Genomic DNA, 16,649 nt, shown 5'->3' on the forward strand with positions numbered 1-16,649 from the left:
CGTCGGCTACGGCTTGACCGGCGGCACCACCACGGGCGGCACGACCACCGGTGGGACCACCACCGGCGGCACCACCACTGGCGGCACCACCACCGGCGGCACCACGACCGGCGGTACGACGACGGGTGGTACGACGACTGGTGGCACCGGCAACGGCGCGTGCTCGGCCACGTACTCCACCACCAACTCCTGGTCCGGCGGCTTCCAGGGCCAGGTCACGGTGACGGCCGGCAGCGCCGCGATCAGCAGTTGGACCGTCAAGTGGACCCTGGCCAGCGGGCAGACGATCACCCAGGTGTGGAACGGCACGCTGACCACCAGCGGATCGACCGCGACGGTCACCAACGCCTCCTACAACGGCTCCCTGGCCGCAGGAGGCTCCACCACCTTCGGATTCCTCGCCAACGGCAGCCCGAGCACACCCACCCTCACCTGCACGGCGTGACCTGCGGACGGCCCACCCGGGCCGACCGCGTGTGACGGTACGGAGAAACCGGCGGCCGGCCGGCTCCCGTCCGAGGCGGGCACCATCAGGTGCACCACCGAGGACGGGGGCCGGCCGGCCTTTCGGTTGCCGCGTGGTCCGTGGCAACGGCGCCCGCCTGGCCGGGTCCGGTCGAGGGTCTGTTCTCCGCACCGGAACCGCCGGCGCCACCATCCCCCGGATCGTCCTGGATCTCCCGCAGCAACACCCGTACGAAGAGATCGGATGTATGACGGTGCGTACGGACAAGCCAGGCATGCCTATGTGCGCTGTGAAGAGAGACGGAGTCCTACTGTCACGAGCTGTCCAGCACCTGCGCACAGTGACGATGACCGCCATCCGCCGACGCGGTTCTTCGTCGGCCCCACAGCGGGGCCACGCCCATTCACCAGGGACATTTCCCATGGCCACTTGGACCGAGAGGTGGATCGACGCCAGCCGCGGAACACCGGACCGAGCGCTCGCCGAGCGCGCTGATCAGGCGCTGGAGGCATCCGGCCACGCGGGGAAGCGGCCGGGAGCCATGCGATGCGGCACAAATGATTCATACTGTTGCCCACCAAGCTCCGCGATGAGTCGGACTGTTGACGCCCATACATCGCAGCCCTAGCATCCTGACGAACCAGATTGCGTGAACCTGCTCCCCAGCAGCGCACGACCACAGGTCGCGGGACCGGGAGCGGGGCTCTGCCCAGCAGCACGAACTCCGCGATCGCTCTGCCTCACCTCACACACGCGTCGCCCGGCGTGACGCACGCACCGTCCCGGCCCCCCACGTCAGTCGAATAAGCCTTCGCAGTCACCCACGGCAGTGGTTGCGGGGGCGGTGCGGACGGTCGCCCGCACGCGCCCGAGCGCCGATACCAGCTCGGGGCCGCCTCGTCGTGGCACGCGCAACGTCAACCAGAAAGGAACGACCATGCTGTCGTACCCTCCCCCACGGGGCGGCCGCGGCCTACCGGTGAAATCGGCGCTGACCGCAGTGGCACTGGCGTTGGGCGGCATGGCCGCCGCGCCGGTCGTCTCGCACGCGGCGACCATGACGACTCTGTACGCCTCCCCGACCGGAAGCGGAACTGCCTGCTCTTCCTCCGCGCCCTGTTCACTGACGCAGGCGAAGTCCTCGGTCGAGGCGATCGACGGGAACATGAGCGGCGACATCGTGGTGCAGCTGGCCGGCGGCACCTACCGGCTGTCCGCGCCGCTGGTGTTCGGCAACTCGGACTCGGGCACCAACGGTCACAACATCATCTGGCAGGCAGCCTCCGGCGCGACGCCGGTGATCTCCGGCGGCCAGCAGGTGACCGGTTGGACGCTGCACGACGCGGGCAACAACGTCTACGCCGCCTCCGTGCCGACCGGCACGGACTCCCGGCAGCTCTACGTCGACGGCGCGCTGGCCCCGCGCGCCGCGGTCCAGATCAGCAAGAACGACGTGTCGTTCACGTCCAGCGGGATGACGATCAAGAACTCCTCGCTGAACTACCTGGCCTCGCTCCCGGAGCAGAACCGGATCGAACTGGAGACCCAGGACTCGTTCACCGACCGGTACGCGCCCGTGCAGAGCATCAGCGGCACGGCGATCACCATGCAGCAGCCGGCGTGGAACAACAACAACTGGGGCTACGACACCATGTCCGCGGCCTACCAGGTCTACCTGGAGAACTCCTACTCCTTCCTGAAGAACGCTGGACAGTGGTACCTGGACCCGCAGGCCGGGCAGCTGTACTACAAGGCGCCGGCCGGCTGGAACCCGGCGAGCCACGACGTCGAACTGCCCCGGCTGACCTCACTGGTACAGATCTCCGGCAGCAGCGTGGACACCCCGGCCCACAACATGGCCTTCCAGGGCCTGGCCTTCCAGCACTCGACCTGGCTGAAGCCGAGCACGAACGTCGGCTACGCGGACCAGCAGTCGGGTGCGTTCCTGCAGCAGACCTATCAGCAGCCCTCGAACTTCCTCACTTCCTGCCAGTCCGGCTGCACGCAGTTCGAGGCGACCCGGGAGAGTTGGTACCAGGTGCCCGCCGCGGTGCAGGTGTCGGCCGCGAGCACGATCAGCTTCACCGGCGACACCTTCGCCCACCTCGGCGAGGTGGGCCTGGGCATCGGGCAGGACAGCGACGCGGTCGCCTCCGGTGTAGGACTGGGCGCCTCCGGCATCACCGCGGACCACAACACGTTCACCGACGACTCCGGCGGGGGCATCCAGGTAGGCGGCGTGCAGACCAACGCCCACCACCCCTCCGACCCCGCGATGACCGACCAGGACATCACCTTGACCAACAACCTGGTCAGCGGGGTCGCCGAGGACTACAAGGACATGGCCGGGATCCTGTCGACCTACGTCACACACGCCGACATCGAGCACAACGAGGTGGCCAACCTGCCCTACGACGGCATCGACGTCGGGTGGGGCTGGGGGATGAACGACCCGGGCGGCAGCCCGGACTACGCCAACCGCGGGACCTACAACTACCAGCCGGTCTATTCGACGGCGACCACCTTGAAGAACACCGTGGTGTCGTACAACAAGATCCACGGCACCAAGAAGCTCTTCCACGACGGCGGCAGCCTCTACAACCTCTCCGCCAACCCGGGCGCCACGTTCAACGACAACTACATCTACGACAACCAGCACACTGTCGGCCTGTACCTCGACGAGGGCTCCCGCTACGTGACACTGACCAACAACGTGGTCCAGGACACCGGCGTCTGGGCGTTCACCAACGCCGGCAACAACCACACCAACGACAACGCCTTCAACTACAACTGGTACAACGGCGGTGCCACCAACGTCGCCACCGGTTCGCCGCACAACAACACCCTTACCGGCAACGTCCAGGTCAGCGGGAACAACTGGCCCTCCGCCGCCCAGCAGGTCATCTCGCAGACCGGAGTCGGCAGCAGCACGACCGGCGGCACGACATCCGGCTCCACCGGCGGCTCCACGTCCGGATCCACCGGCGGCACAACCGGCGGCTCCACGTCCGGATCCACCAGCGGCACAACCGGCGGCTCCACGTCCGGATCCACCAGCGGTTCCACGTCCGGATCCACCGGCGGCACCGGCTCCACCTGCCATGTGTCCTACACACGCGCCTCCGAGTGGCCCGGCGGGTTCACCGCCAACGTGGAGGTCGACAACACCGGCACCTCCGCCATCAGCGGTTGGACCCTGAAGTGGAGCTTCCCGGGTGACCAGAAGATCACGAACGCCTGGAGCGCCACCGTCACCCAGTCCGGCGCCACGGTCACCGCGGTGAACGTGGATTACAACGCCGCCATCGCCCCGGGCGCCAACACCACCTTCGGCTTCCAGGGCACCTTCACCAGCAACGACACCAGCCCGACCGCCTTCACTCTCAACGGCACCGCCTGCAACTGACCCCGCACGGGTCCCGCCGACCCTCGTTTCCGCCCTCCCGATCGGGCGGAAACGAGGGCTCCGGCGAACTCATGGACGCCAGGGCCTGCGAAGGGGTGTCCGCGGGTGGCGGCGGTTGGCGGTGCGGTCCCTCGTACGTCGTTGCCGGTTTCGTACAACCGAAGCGTGCGGCCGGTGGTCGGACTGGTAGGGGCAGGCAGGTGCCGTCCCAGCCCGTCACGCGCAGGAGGAGCCTTCCTTGCTTTCCTTTCACGCCGGCCGGCTCCGTCTCGGCGCCGCCATCGCCACTGTTCTCGCTGTCACACTCGGTTCGGGCGCGCTGACCGTCGCACCGGCGAACGCGACGGCCGCCGCCCCCGCGTCGCAGGGGCCGGGCAGCCTGCTCCCGATGGTGCCCGGCGCCACACTGGCGTCCGCGGGCGCCGACGGCTTCCTGACGCACGTCCCGCACGACGGCGAGGACGGCAAGCTCCGATGGACCCCGTACGGGGGCGGGGCGTCACGCGACATCGTCTACGTCTCGGTCGACGGCATAGCCGAAACCTCCGGGGACACCGTCGTCACCACCAGCGACACACGCGGAACCCAGTCGCTGGACTTGTCCACCGGCGTGTCGTTCACCATGAGCCCGGTCGACGACGGGCCGGACAGCCTGTACGGCGGCCTGGCGGGCAAGGCCGTCTTCGTCGACGGGGCGACGAAGCTGTGGATGGAGACCAAGGACGCCGCGCCCCGCCCCGTACAGGGCTTGCGGGACACGACCCACAGGGTGCGGCCCGGCGACGCCACCCACGGCCTGATCGACACGGACGTGGACGGCAGCAAGCGCATCGGCCTGATCGACCTGTCCGACGCCACCGTCAGCTACCCCTACCCGCAGCAGGCACGCAACCCCGTCGTCTCCGGCAATCGCCTGGCCTGGGTCGAGGACGACACCGCCACGGGCACGCTCCGCGTGGTCGTTCACGACCGGACCACCGGCGCCGAGAAGCGCGTCCCCGTGCCGGGAACCTCGGCCGGTGCGAGCCTGGCCATCGGCCTGCTCGGCGACTGGGTGACCTACGGGGCGACGGCCCTGCACATCACGGACGGCGAGACGGTCAGCCTCCTCGACTCCGCCGACCGCTCCTCCACCGCCCCCGACGGCTCGGCGCAAATCATCCAGGGCAGCAGCTCCGCACAGGGCGACGGCGTCTTCCGGGTCGCGCTCGACGCCGACGGCCGGCCGGCCGTACAGCTCCTCGCCCATGCCGGCACCCCCACCACCGCCCTGCACGACTTCGACAACGACGGCCTCGCCGACCTGCTGGGGCGCGACGCCTCGGGCGCGCTGTGGCGGGACAGCGCCTACGACGGGCGCCCGCGGGCGCTGGTCGGCGGCGGCTGGCAGATCTACGACAAGATCGAATCCGTCGGCGACGTCGTGGGGGCGGGCAGCCCCGGCTTCCTTCCCGAACTGGTCGCCCGTGACGCGGACGGTGTTCTCTGGCTCTACTCGGGCAGGGAGGCCGGCGGTTTCGACGCGCGCCGGCGGATCGGCGGCGGCTGGCAGGTCTACACGCACCTCACCGGCGGCAGCGACTTCACCGGCGACGGCCGGCCCGACCTTGTCGCCGTCGACGCGGCGGGGGTCCTCTGGCTCTACCGCAGCACCGGCGACGCGTCCCGTCCCTTCGACAACCGCCGGCGGATCGGTACCGGTTGGGACATCTACAACCAGCTCACGGCTGTGGGAAACCTCGCCGGAGCGGCAGCGGGCGACCTCGTCGCCCGCGACAGGGACGGCGTCACGTGGCTTTACCTCGGCAAGGGCGACGGCACCTTCACCCGGCGCACGAAGATCGGCGGCGGCTGGCAGGGCTACTCCGAGCTCGTCGGCGCAGGTGACGTCGACCACGACGGCAAGGCGGACCTCTTCGCCTACTACCCCGGCACGAGCACCGTCTACCTCTACACCGGCACCGGCGACCGTCTCGCTCCCTTCAACTCTCGCGTGATCTCCGACGCACAGACAGGCCACGCCTACGACCACGTGAGCTGAGCCGGTGTCGCGACCAGGCGCGGGTTGTCGCGTCCTTGCACCCGTCCGACATGGCGGGCCAGACCGTGGTGGTGATCGGCGGCAGCGCCGGGATGGGGCGCGCTGTGTTCCTTGCTGAGCACGTCTTCAGCGAGATGGGCAGCAGTCGGCGGCTGACCGCGACGGCGGCCAACCGCCAACCGGCGTTCGGGCTGTACGGGCGGGTGCCGGACGAGGCCGCGTTCCGGGCTTTCGCCATCGGCGTGCTCCGGGTCGACGGCGACACCGCCTGCGGGTGCGCCGTCCCTCACATGGTCAGCACGATCTTGCCGCGCAGGTGCTGTCCCTCGCTTTCCCGGTGGGCGGCGGCGGCCTCGGCGAGAGGGAACCGCTTCCAGATCATCACCCGCAGCTTGCCGTCCGCGTAGAGCTCGGTCAGCTCGCGCAGGCGGGCGGGCGACCGGCGTGTGCCGATCGCCCGCAGGCCCAGGCGGGCGGCGCCGGCCTGGTCGGCGATCGTGCCGATGCGCCGGCGTTCGCCGACGAGTTCCAGCGAGGCCTCCAGCGCGTCACCGCCCGCGCCGTCGAGCACGGCGTCCACACCATCCGGGGCCAGGGCCCTGACCCGCTCGGCAAGGCCCGGCCCGTAAGCCACCGGGACGGCGCCGAGCGAGCGGAGGAATTCGTGGTTGTGCGCGCCTGCCGTACCGATCACCAACGCGCCCCGCTGCCGGGCGAGTTGCACGGCCAGGTGGCCGACACCGCCCGCCGCGGCGTGAATGAGCAGCGTCTCACCGGACGCAACCTGGAGGTCGTCCAGCGCTGTCGAAGCGGTCTGTCCGGACGCCGACAGCGCGCCCGCTTCCGCCCATGGCATCGGTTCGGGCTTGTGCACGATCTGGTCCGCGGCGAACAGCACATGCTCGGCGTACGCGCCTGGCGCCGGGCCCAGCACCTCGTCGTCGACGGCGACCCCCCGCACACCGGCGCCGACGGCCTCGACGACTCCGGCGCCCTCGTTGCCCACCCGGGCGGGAAAGGTCACCGGCATCCAGGCGCGCCAGGCGCCGCTGCGCTGCCGTGTGTCGGCCGGCTGCACGCCGGCCGCCCGCATCCGCACCCTGACCTGGCCGGGTCCGGGTTCGGGAACGGGGACAGGAACGAGACGGAGCACGTCGGGGTCACCGTACTCGGTGTAGACGATTGCCTGGGACATGGCCAACTCCTCATCCAGTGGTGCGAACGTGTTACTTGGTGTGTTGCCCCGTGGCATCCGATGCCCCGGAGTACTGCCGTGGTCCGGCCCGGCCGGAGCGGGCCGGATCCACGCGTTCCGGGTCTGCGTGCGGCTCGCGGTCCGCGGCACCGTCGCCCCCGTCGGCACCGTCTCCACCGCCCGACCGATCCCAGTCCGTCCGGTCGCCCTGGGGCGCGGCCCTGCGCGGCAGGGTGAAGGTGAGGACGAAGGCCGCGGCGAGCAGCCCCATCACGGTCCAGATCGTCTCCTGAACCGATGTGCTGAACCCCTTCCCGGCGGCGTCGCTCGCGACCGAGCCCACCTCGGCGCCGACCGACGCGCCGTGCGCGGCTCCCGCTCGGACGACGGCACCGCGCAGGGCGGCGCAGGACGCGGGCACGCGGGACGGATCGCTCGCCGTCGACCTGTCCACCTCGCACCCGCGCAGGTCGGCGACGATGGCGTCGCGGTCCGCCGGAGCCACCCCGGCCGCCGACAGTCGGGCGCGCAACGCCGGTGCCTGATGGTCGACGGCCGCGCCGACATGTCCGCCGGCCAGCCCGAAGAACACCGTGCCGAGGATCGCGACTCCGACCGCGCCGGCGAACTGCTGGACCGCGTTGAGAGTTCCGGACGCCGAGCCGTACTCGTCCGGCTCCACGGCGGCGAGCACGATGTCGAAGAAGGGGGCGAGGAACATGCCCATCCCGGCGCCGGTGAACAGCAGCGAGGGCGCCAGATCCCACGGAGTCAGGGCGGTGCCCGCCGCGTGGAAGGCGAGGTACGTGCCGGCCACCCCGAGCCCCATGCACGCCAGGCCGAGGTGCAGGAGCCGCCGTCCCAGCTTGTCGGCGAGTCCCACGCCGGCCACGACGAAGCCGACGACACTGCCGATCGCCTGCGGCAACGCGGCCAGTCCCGCCTTGAGCGGTGAGTAACCCAGGCCGATCTGGACGAAGAGGGTGAGCACCAGGGAGAAGCCGACGAGCGCGGCGAAGAAGACGAGTCCGGTGGCCAGGCCGCCGCTGAAGGAACGCTTCCGGAAGACGGTGGGGACCACCAGCGGGTCACCGCCATTGCGGTGGATCCGCGTCTCGATGTATCCGAAGAGGCCGAACAGCACGAGTGAGCCGGCGGCCATCGCGATCGTCCAGGCCGGCCAGCCGAGTGACCGGCCCTGCACCACGGGGTAGACCACCATGAGGGCCGCGCCTGCGGCAATCACCGCGCCGGCCGGGTCGAGCCGCATCCCGGCGAGTAGCCGGCCGCCGGGCAGATACCTGAACCCGCCGTACAGCGCGACCAGGCCGAGCGGCAGATTGATCAGGAAGACCATCCGCCAGCCGGTGTGGAACAGGTCGGCGTCGATCAGGGTGCCGGCCAGCACCGGGCCCACCACGGTGGACAGGCCCATAGCGGGGCCGAAAGCACCGAAGGCCCTTGCGAGTTCCTGGGGCGGGAAGACGGCCTTGATCACGCCGAGGCCCTGCGGCAGCATCACCGCCCCGAACAGCCCCTGGGCGACGCGGAATCCGATCAGCTCGCCGGGCGAAGTGGCGCACGCGCACAGCACGGAGGCAAGGGTGAAGCCGGCCGCACCCGTCAGGAACACCGGCTTTCGCCCGTGGATGTCGCCGAGACGGCCGCCGACCATCAGCCCGGCCGCCATGGCCAGGGTGTAGCCGGCACCGAGCCACTGGATGAGCTCAGGACCGCCGCCGATGTCGGCGCGGATGGTGGGTCCGGCGATGTTGGTGACCAACGAATCGAGCAGGTCCATCACGGATGCCAGCAGTACGACGGCGAAAGCCGCCCAGCGGCGGGGGTCCGGGGGGTCGGCCACGGCCGCGTTGTTCCAGGTCATGAGGACGACCTCACAGTTGAGTCGGGAAGAAGAGGGGACCGGACCGGGAGCACTGGGACCGATCATTGATCGGTCATTAATCAGCGCTCGTCGAACGACCATCATTCGACTCACGATCGCCGATCGTGTCAAGTACGCTGGTCATCGTCGGTCCGGCTCACGGGCCAGGGCCGGCTGCCGCACCCGGGCGAACGGCAACAGCCGGAGCCGGGCACACTCCGCGCCCCAGAGGGGAGTCGCATGACCGCGAAGGACGACGTCGAACTGCCGGCTCCCCCGTGGCGGCCGGCGCGCGGCCCGCGCCGGCCGCCACGGAAGCGCGCGCCGCTGTCCAAGGACCTGATCGTGGAGACCGCACTGCGCGTGGTGGTCGCCGAAGGGCTGGACGCGGTCACGGTGCGGCGCGTCGCCGAGGAACTGGACACCGGTTCGGCCAGCCTCTACACGCACATCTCGGGCAAGGAGGAACTGCTCGAGCTGGTGCTCGACCTTGCCGCGGCGGAGGTGACGGTGCCCCGCGCGGACCCGGATCGCTGGATCGAGCAGGTGCGTGACGTGGCCCGGGAGTACTACCGGGTGCTGTGTGCGCACAACGATGTCGCCCGCGTCGCGCTGGGTGCCATCCCGACCGGACCGAACATGCTGCGCGTCACCGAGGGCCTGCTCGGCATCATGATCGGCGCCGGCATTCCGGTGCGGACGGCCGCCTGGTCGATCGACCGGTTGCTGCTGTACGTGGCCGGGGACGCCTACCAGGGCGCGCTGCTCCTGGCCCACCGCCCCCCGGAGCAGCCGGTCCACGAGTTCGCCACGCGGTTCCTCGGCGATCTCCGGGACTTCTACGCGTCACTGCCGGCCGACCGCTTCCCGCACACCAGCGGCAATGCCGGCACCCTGACGCAGGGCGGAGGCGACGAACGCTTCGAGTTCGGCCTGACCCTCCTGCTGGACGGCATCGCCCGCGCGGCCGCCGCGCAACGGACCGCGGATCCGGCCAAGGCCCGGCAGAATCGGCGGTGAAGCGGCGGTGAAGCGGCGGCGGGCACGGTCTTCCGCACACGCGGACCGGGCAGCCCGGCCGACGGGAGGCCCCAGGCGGTCCGGGGTCACCGCGTGGCCGTGGTCTCCGCCAGTCGCCGGGCGAGGAAGCGGCGCTCGGTGTCGGTGGCCGCCAGGTCCAGCGCCTCGCGGTAGGCATCGACGGCCTCGCCGACGCGACCGAGGCGGCGCAGCAGATCCGCGCGGGTGGCGGGCAGCAGGTAGTACCCGGCCAGGGCCCCGGACGCCTGGAGCGCATCGAGCAAGCCCATGGCCGCCGCCGGGCCGTCGGCCATGGCGACCGCGACCGCCCTGTTCAACTCGACCACCGGCGAAGGCACCTGTTCGGCAAGAAGACCGTACAGCGCGGCGATCTCCTCCCAGTCGGTGTCGGCAGCCGATCCGGCCGTGGCGTGGCACGCGACGATGGCCGCCTGGATCTGGTACGGGCCCGGCCGCCCCCGCCGCAGGGCAGCCTCCAGCACACCGACCCCCTCGGCGATCCGTCGGCCGTCCCATCGGGTCCGGTCCTGCTCCGCCAGGGTCACCAGATCGCCCGCGGCATCGAGGCGGGCGGCGTGCCGTGAGTCGTGCAGCAGCATCAGGGCCAGGAGTCCGGCGGCCTCGCAGTCCTCGGGCATCAGCCGGGCCAGCAGCCGGGCCAGGCGGATGGCCTCAGCGGTCAGCGACCGCCGTACGAGATCGGCGCCGGCGGTGGCCGCGTACCCCTCGTTGAACAGCAGGTAGAGGACGCCCAGGACCCCCTTCGTGCGCTCCGGCAGCACAGCAGCCGGCGGCACCCGGTACGGCACGCCGGCATTGCGGATCTTGCGCTTGGCCCGTACCAGACGCTGGGCCATGGTCGCCTCCGGGACAAGGAACGCCCTGGCGATCTCGGACGTGGTCATCCCCGCCAGAGTCCGCAGCGTGAGGGCGACCTGCGCCTCCAGCGCGAGCGCCGGATGGCAGCAGGTGAAGATCAGCCGCAGCCGGTCGTCCCGCACACCGCTGACGGCCGCTTCGTCGGCGGCGGGCTCCTCGGTGCCGGCGGGCTCGGTGACGCCCGCCTCAAGGCGTGACATCACCGCCAGCTTCCGCAGCTTCGCCGCGCCGACGGCTTCACGGCGCAGCCGGTCGGTGGCGCGGTTGCGCGCCGTGGTGGTCAGCCAGGCTCCCGGCCGGTCCGGGACACCGTCGCGGCGCCACTTCTCCAACGCCAGCGCGAAGGCGTCCTGTGCGCACTCCTCGGCGAGGTCCCAGTCGCCGGTCAGCCCGATCAAGGTCGCGACGACCTGCCCCCATTCCTGCCGGAACGCCTTGGCGACCGCCGTGTCGACCGCTTCGCTCACGGTTCCCAAACCGGCCGGATCTCGATCACCCCGTGCGCGGCGAACGGGTGCCTGGACGCGACGTCGACCGCCTCGTCGAGATCGGCGCACTCGATCAGCGCGAAACCGCCGATCTGCTCCTTCGTCTCCGCGAACGGTCCGTCGCTGATCAGCACCTCACCGTCACGCGCACGCACCGTGGTGGCGTCGGAGCTCGATCGAAGACGCGCGGCACGCAGCAGCACCACTCCGCGGCTCTCCATGTACTGCGTCCAGGCGATGTGGCCGCGCACGACCTCCTCCGGGCCCATCCGGCCGGACTCGTCGTCGCAGATCAGCAGCGTGTATTTCACAGGTACTCCCATGGGGCCGGATGCGCCGGTGGGTGCAAAGCCGCATACCCGGCCCGCCGTACGTACTTCAGAGAGTACGTGAGGGCGCCGCACCTCTCCTCCGCACGGTCCGGGGAAACGTACCGGCCGGCCCCGGCAGGTGAGTGGTCCCCCCGGAAATTCTCCTGGTCGGGGTGTCGATTTAGCCGCGCCCGTTCGTCGGTAGGGCGAACCTCCCCTCCCGGGCCGGTCCCCACCGTCGTGGAGCCGCCGCCCAGGAGGGCACGACACACCGAGAGGCAGACATGCGCAAACTCATAGCGGCGTTCAAGATTTCGGTCGACGGCAAGACCGAAGGACCCGAAGGCTACGCGGACTGGGTGCCGGCCTGGTCGGAGGACTACGGCCTGACCCCGCAGGTGGACGCCTGCGTCCTCGGGGGAGGCATGTACCCCGGCTACGAGCAGTACTGGACCGCGATCCGCAACGAACCGGGCAAGCCGCACTGGATCGGCGGCAACGTGCCCACGGCCGGCGAACGCGCATGGGCCGAGATCACGACACGGATGCCTCACTACGTCCTGTCGATCACCATGACCTCGGCGCAGTGGCCCAACACCCGTATCCTCCGCGGCACCGACGACATCGCCGCCCTCAAGGAACAGCACGGCAAGGACATTTATCTGATGGGAGGTGCCCCCACGGTCGCCGGTCTCCTCGACGCCGGGCTCGTCGACGAACTCCGCCTCATCGTCTACCCGCTGCTCGCGGGCGAGGGAGCCGCACTCTTCGCCACGGCGAAACGCCGGCAGGAACTCGACCTGCGCACGGTCGAGCAGCTCCCGGGCGGTCTGCTGAGCCTGACCTACGCCGTCGGATGACGAGCACGGCGGATGCGGCGGCGGACGAGGCTCGTGACGTCGACGCCGCGATGATCGAAGAGTTCCGCGCGAACGCGGGGCACGTCAGCGGTCCGCCGGCAGGCTGCACCCTGATGCTCGTCCACCACCTCGGCGCGCAGAGCAGGACCGCACGGCCCGCCCGGGCGGCACCGGATCGGGCACGCCGGGGCGGACGGATGGATTCTCGCCGCGGTGACCGGAGTTGACCGGGCTTCTTGCCCGGACTCACTCACTGTCCGGAACATTCGGGAGCGGGGCATCCGACGCGGCTCCAGGCCTGGCGGGCTTCCGCGCCATCCCGGGCACCGGCAGCGCCTCAACTTTCTCGTCTCTCATCCTGGAGGTCATCAATGCGCCGAACCGTTGCGCTGCTCTTCACGGCGTTTCTGGCCATTGTCGGAGGGCTCGTTCTGGCCCCCGCCGCGAGTGCGTCGGGTTACGGCTGTTCGGGTTCCGAGATCGGCTCGTATCCCGTCACCACCTCGGGTGGCACCAACTACGGCACGATCCATATCTATTACGACTCGTCGACGGGCAACAACTGCGCGGTGGCCGTGGGCAGTTCCGCGGTTTCCGGCAAGAGCGACATCTACATGTCGGTCACCGTCTTCAAGTGCGCGGAAACCAGCATCTCTCCGACGTGCACATACGTGAGTTCCGACATCGACCACGATTACTATTACTACTATGCGGGCCCGGTGACGATGTACGCTCCCAGCAATTGCATCCAGGTGGGTGCGACGATCAGAAACGACAACATCAACGTCGTGGGAGTCGGAAGCAGCGGCGGCGCCAAGTACTGCTAGCCCCGAACCACCGATGAGGGCCCGTCGGTTCGCCGGCGGGCGCCGACGGCACCGGCCAGGACCGCGGCGCCGGCCGCACCGGGGGCACCGGCCGCGATCAGCGCCCCCCATCGTCCGCCGCCGGATCGGCACGCGTGGCCGGCCGCCGGCGTCCGCGGGCCCGGCCGGGTGGAAGCTCGACCACACCGACTTCCGCCCGCGTGCGTCCCAGTGACGAGCGCAGTGCCAGCGACAGGTAGCCCCACGGCATCATCTGCCCCATCAGGACGACCCACTTCGACGGGTTGCCCCGCCGGCGCGGGCCGGGGGCCGTACGCCGCCGGCCCCCGGCCGTTCGCGGCCCGCTCATCGCGTCAATGGTTCCAGGGCGCGATCGGCCACCACAGGTAGCCGAGGCCGCCCAGGAGCCGGACGTCCCAGTAGAGCATCGTGAAGGCCCCGGCCACCAGGAACGCGGAGCCCGTGACGACGGCCGTACGGCCGGGTACGGCGGCCAGCCGGCGGCGCAGACGGCCGCCGATGCCGTAGGAGAGCAGCAGGAACAGCAGCGTCATCACCAGGATGTTGCCGAGCGACTGCAGGACGAAGGCGGCTGCTCCGTAGAACGGGTTGCGCGTGGTCGCCGCATGGCGGAACAGAGCCCGGAAAAGCGGGTACGGGCGGCCCACCAGAAATCCGCCGATGAGAATTCCCATCAGCACGAGGGGGGCCTGGGGATAGCGCCGGGAAATTCCGCTCATGGGGTCGGGAATGACGCCCGCGGCGGCCAGGCCGAGTACGATCATCACGAAACCGATCAGCCCGAAGGCGATCATCGACTGAATGGCGCGCGGCGACAGGCCGTGGCCCTTCGCCGTGGAGAACTGCGGCATGTGGGTTCCGGCCAGGCCCACCAGCGCCCCGTACGCGGCCGACACCGGGATCATGCCGGCGGTCAGCCAGCCGATCGGCCTGAGCGTGTGCAGCAGCCGGTCCCGGGCCGAGTGGCTCTGCCCGACCAGGGGACCGACCGCGCCGAAGACCGCGACGTTGCACGCGGTGAACGACCCGGCCATGCCCGTGACGAGCGCGAACAGCACGCCGGAGGCGATACCGCCGATCGGCTTGGTGCCGGCGTCGTCGCCGAGCACGGCGTGCGCGCTGTTCAGGCCGATGTCGTCGTCGACCAGCCGGGCGGACCAGGCGTAGGCGAGCAGGAGGCCCGCGAGCAGGCTCAGCACGATCACCAGTGCCCGCCGCCGGGGGAATTCGCCGGTGACGAAGAGGGACGTCCGCGGTGCGGTTGCCGCTGCCGGCGGCGGAACGGTATTCGTCTCGCTCACGGACGCACCTCCAGGGATCGGCAATTCCGGATCGCTTCATGATGGCGATCGCCGGGTGCGATGACTTCTTCTCCGTTGCCGGGAAAAGCGGGCACCTTGGAAGTAGTCCCGCCGTCCGGCCGCCGGGATGATTCCCCCGGAACGGCTGTACTCCGCGGCCGCACCCCGCGGCCGCACGCCACGGCCGCACTCCCGGCACACCGACAACGGAGGAGACGATGGCCGGCACCCTGCGCGCCCTGCGGCGCCGCCTGTTGACCCCCGACCTGTCCGAGGCGCGGTTCGCCACCCGCGGGTTCCACGAGAAGGACCCGGCCGCGCGCGAACTGCTGGAGACGATCGGCGAGATGTTCCTGACCGGCTACGGGTACGTCATGGAGGCGGCCGACCCCGCCGACGCCGATCAGCGTCTCGAGGCACTGCCGAGGCGGTTCCGCGGCTTCGCCTACGAGGGCGCCGCCATGGCCTGCGCGATGCTCGACGCCCTGTCCTTCGGCCGCCGGGCGCGGGTGGCCGCGCTGCTCGACCGGCGCGGCCGGGAGCACAGTTACATGATCCATGTGGGCGCCGGGTGGGCCATGGCCCGGCTGCCTGCGTTCCGCCGGTCCGCGATCGTGCCGCGGGACCCGCTGCTGCGCTGGCTCGCGCTCGACGGCTACGGCTTCCACCAGGCGTACTTCCACACGGCCAGGTACGTGCACGAGCGGTACCAGGACGCGGTGCCGCCTTGGACGACCGGCGGCGGACCGCAGGCGTACGCCGCGCGGGCGATCGACCAGGGCATCGGACGGGCCGTCTGGTTCGTCGGCGGCGCCGATCCCGCGCGGGTCGCCGACCTGGTGGACGGCTTCCCCGCCGAGCGCCGGGCGGACCTGTACAGCGGGGTCGGCCTCGCCGCCACCTACGCGGGCGGCGCGGACGACCGCGAACTGAAGGACCTCGCCGAGCGTGCCGCGCGCTACCGGCCGCAGGTCGCCCAGGGGTCCGCCTTCGGGGCCACCGCCCGGGTGGAGGCCGGGCTGGTGGTCGCCGAGACCGGGCGGGCCACCCGGCTGCTGTGCGGAAGCGATCCCGAGACGGCGGCAGCGGTCTGCGCCCGGACCCGGCCCGTACCCGTGGTCGACCACGGGCAGCCGGCCTACGAGACGTGGCGGACCCGGATCGCCGCGGAGCTGGCCGGCGGCGCGCTGGGCCTCGCCTGAGCCATCACGTCCGGTACGCGGCCAGCCCCGGCACGGGGACGGGGCGGCGGGGCCGCGGTGCCGGGCGAAGGCCGGGCCGCAGCGCGCCGCCCGGCGAACCGCCCGCGAACCGCCCGCGAACCGCCCGGCGACCGCAAGGCTCAGCCGGGGCGACACCCTGTTCACACCGCCCGGCTGACCCGCCGGCGCGAACCGCCGTCCCTCCCGGCGAACCGCCGAGCTCAGCCCGGTGACGCCCCGTTCGTGGCGCTCCGCGGGCTGAGGGCGCGCGGTCCGGCGGCGGCCTGAGGGGTGAGGTAGGGCAGCAGCGCCCGGTGCAGGGAGGCCGGCACCCGGGCCGGGCGGGTCTGCGTGTTCGGGCCGCGCATGCAGGCCACGTGCTGGCTGCCGCGGGCGACCAGCGTCTCGCCGCCGCCCGGCTCCAGCCGTACGTAGTCGAAGGCGAACGCGATCTGCGTCTGCGTCAGCTCGGCCAGCCGCATCCGGACCGACAGTTCGTCGAACGCGGTGGCCTCCGCCAGGAACTCGCAGTCCACCTTGATCGTGAACAGCTTGAGGTCGCGCTGGATCTCCGCCAGGACGTCGGGCGCCCGCTCGCGCAGGAACAGTTCGCGGCAGCGGCCCTGCCAGCGCAGGTAGTTGACGTAGTAGACGTTCCCCACCAGGTTGGTCTCCTCGAAACCGACCAGGTGGCGGTACTCGTAATAGGGCGCGGCAGCCGGCATC

Annotated in this window: 13 protein-coding genes; 7 read left to right on the forward strand and 6 right to left on the reverse strand. The window is 71.0% G+C overall.

All coding sequences use genetic code 11. The annotated features are described in order from the left end of the window. From K7G61_RS29310 to K7G61_RS29320, 3 genes are all read left to right on the forward strand, one after another. Positions 1–445 (forward strand): cellulose binding domain-containing protein (locus tag K7G61_RS29310; protein WP_225850058.1); only part of this gene is annotated, 445 nt, incomplete at its 5' end. Positions 446–1,403: 958 nt separating this feature from the next. Beyond that, positions 1,404–3,872 carry a cellulose binding domain-containing protein gene (locus K7G61_RS29315; protein WP_225850059.1) on the forward strand — a complete coding sequence of 823 codons (2,469 nt, stop codon included), beginning with the start codon at positions 1,404–1,406 and terminating at the stop codon, positions 3,870–3,872. A gap of 238 nt (positions 3,873–4,110) precedes the next feature. Next, on the forward strand, positions 4,111–5,913 hold the full coding sequence (locus K7G61_RS29320; RefSeq protein WP_225850060.1) for a VCBS repeat-containing protein: 1,803 nt from the start codon (positions 4,111–4,113) through the stop codon (positions 5,911–5,913). Positions 5,914–6,199: 286 nt separating this feature from the next. On the opposite strand, the gene K7G61_RS29325 is transcribed toward K7G61_RS29320, so the two are convergent. Both K7G61_RS29325 and K7G61_RS29330 read right to left on the reverse strand, forming a co-directional pair. Further along, on the reverse strand, positions 6,200–7,108 hold the full coding sequence (locus K7G61_RS29325) for an NADP-dependent oxidoreductase (protein ID WP_225850061.1): 909 nt from the start codon (positions 7,106–7,108) through the stop codon (positions 6,200–6,202). A 31-nt stretch (positions 7,109–7,139) separates the two neighbouring features. Next, positions 7,140–8,993, reverse strand: coding sequence for an MFS transporter (locus tag K7G61_RS29330; protein WP_225850062.1), 1,854 nt, complete (start codon positions 8,991–8,993; stop codon positions 7,140–7,142). A gap of 240 nt (positions 8,994–9,233) precedes the next feature. Here K7G61_RS29330 and K7G61_RS29335 point away from each other — a divergent pair, with 240 nt between their 5' ends. Beyond that, positions 9,234–10,013, forward strand: a complete 780-nt coding sequence (locus K7G61_RS29335) for a TetR/AcrR family transcriptional regulator (protein ID WP_225850063.1) — start codon at positions 9,234–9,236, stop codon at positions 10,011–10,013. An 86-nt stretch (positions 10,014–10,099) separates the two neighbouring features. Here K7G61_RS29335 and K7G61_RS29340 read toward each other — a convergent pair whose 3' ends face one another. Beyond that, positions 10,100–11,380, reverse strand: a complete 1,281-nt coding sequence (locus K7G61_RS29340; protein ID WP_225850064.1) for an RNA polymerase sigma factor — start codon at positions 11,378–11,380, stop codon at positions 10,100–10,102. Continuing rightward, on the reverse strand, positions 11,377–11,712 hold the full coding sequence (locus tag K7G61_RS29345) for a YciI family protein (RefSeq protein WP_225850065.1): 336 nt from the start codon (positions 11,710–11,712) through the stop codon (positions 11,377–11,379). The genes K7G61_RS29340 and K7G61_RS29345 overlap by 4 nt, the downstream gene beginning before the upstream one ends. Positions 11,713–11,996: 284 nt before the next feature. Between K7G61_RS29345 and K7G61_RS29350 the strand changes: the two genes are divergently transcribed. Together K7G61_RS29350 and K7G61_RS29355 are read left to right on the forward strand one after the other, a co-directional pair. Then, positions 11,997–12,572 (forward strand): dihydrofolate reductase family protein, encoded by a 576-nt coding sequence (locus K7G61_RS29350; protein ID WP_225850066.1) that lies wholly within the window; start codon positions 11,997–11,999, stop codon positions 12,570–12,572. Between the two features lie 371 nt (positions 12,573–12,943). Then, the gene (locus K7G61_RS29355) at positions 12,944–13,399 is read left to right on the forward strand and encodes a hypothetical protein (protein ID WP_225850067.1); all 456 of its coding nucleotides are present in this window, start codon (positions 12,944–12,946) and stop codon (positions 13,397–13,399) included. Between the two features lie 353 nt (positions 13,400–13,752). Here the strand turns inward: K7G61_RS29355 and K7G61_RS29360 are convergent, their stop codons facing one another. Further along, positions 13,753–14,721 carry a hypothetical protein gene (locus tag K7G61_RS29360; protein ID WP_225850068.1) on the reverse strand — a complete coding sequence of 323 codons (969 nt, stop codon included), beginning with the start codon at positions 14,719–14,721 and terminating at the stop codon, positions 13,753–13,755. 218 nt (positions 14,722–14,939) lie between these two features. On the opposite strand from K7G61_RS29360, the gene K7G61_RS29365 reads away from it, so the two are divergent. Then, positions 14,940–15,923: a DUF1702 family protein gene (locus K7G61_RS29365; RefSeq protein ID WP_225850069.1), complete on the forward strand. Its 984-nt coding sequence runs from the start codon at positions 14,940–14,942 to the stop codon at positions 15,921–15,923. Positions 15,924–16,144: 221 nt separating this feature from the next. Here K7G61_RS29365 and K7G61_RS29370 read toward each other — a convergent pair whose 3' ends face one another. Beyond that, the gene (locus tag K7G61_RS29370) at positions 16,145–16,648 is read right to left on the reverse strand and encodes a thioesterase family protein (RefSeq protein WP_225850136.1); all 504 of its coding nucleotides are present in this window, start codon (positions 16,646–16,648) and stop codon (positions 16,145–16,147) included. Between the last annotated feature and the right edge of the window lies 1 nt (position 16,649).

This window comes from Streptomyces sp. HPF1205 (genome assembly GCF_020400825.1).
Lineage (GTDB): Bacteria > Actinomycetota > Actinomycetes > Streptomycetales > Streptomycetaceae > Actinacidiphila.

Coding starts and splice junctions, on each gene's coding strand:
- K7G61_RS29325 (WP_225850061.1), bottom strand. CDS start 7,108: ATGTCCCAGGCAATCGTCTACACCGAGTACGGTGACCCCGACGTGCTC.
- K7G61_RS29335 (WP_225850063.1), top strand. CDS start 9,234: ATGACCGCGAAGGACGACGTCGAACTGCCGGCTCCCCCGTGGCGGCCG.
- K7G61_RS29365 (WP_225850069.1), top strand. CDS start 14,940: ATGGCCGGCACCCTGCGCGCCCTGCGGCGCCGCCTGTTGACCCCCGAC.
- K7G61_RS29350 (WP_225850066.1), top strand. CDS start 11,997: ATGCGCAAACTCATAGCGGCGTTCAAGATTTCGGTCGACGGCAAGACC.
- K7G61_RS29330 (WP_225850062.1), bottom strand. CDS start 8,993: ATGACCTGGAACAACGCGGCCGTGGCCGACCCCCCGGACCCCCGCCGC.
- K7G61_RS29315 (WP_225850059.1), top strand. CDS start 1,404: ATGCTGTCGTACCCTCCCCCACGGGGCGGCCGCGGCCTACCGGTGAAA.
- K7G61_RS29370 (WP_225850136.1), bottom strand. CDS start 16,648: ATGCCGGCTGCCGCGCCCTATTACGAGTACCGCCACCTGGTCGGTTTC.
- K7G61_RS29355 (WP_225850067.1), top strand. CDS start 12,944: ATGCGCCGAACCGTTGCGCTGCTCTTCACGGCGTTTCTGGCCATTGTC.